We start from the raw sequence: 241 nt of genomic DNA, 5'->3' as shown, positions 1-241 counted from the left end.
CGAACAGGAAGAAGTACATGTGCAGCCGATGGTGACTGAGGTCCCTGTCGCCGCCGCTATCGAACCGGTTGTTAGCGCGCCAGTTGTTGAAGAAGTGGCCGGTGTCGTAGAAGCCCCCGTTCAGGTTGCCGAACCGCAACCGGAAGTGGTTGAAACGACGCATCCTGAAGTGATCGCTGCCGCGGTAACTGAACAGCCGCAGGTGATTACCGAGTCTGATGTTGCCGTAGCCCAGGAAGTT

At 57.7% G+C, this 241-nt stretch carries 1 protein-coding gene; it reads left to right on the top strand.

What is annotated here, in order from left to right; translation table 11 throughout:
• A partial coding sequence (locus HMPREF0693_RS18275; protein ID WP_004247182.1) for a hypothetical protein occupies window positions 1-241 on the top strand: 241 nt, incomplete at both ends.

The sequence above is a fragment of the Proteus mirabilis ATCC 29906 genome (assembly GCF_000160755.1).
Lineage (GTDB): Bacteria > Pseudomonadota > Gammaproteobacteria > Enterobacterales > Enterobacteriaceae > Proteus > Proteus mirabilis.
Note: the sequence above shows the minus strand (reverse complement) of the source record. Positions and strands in the feature narration are given on the sequence as shown.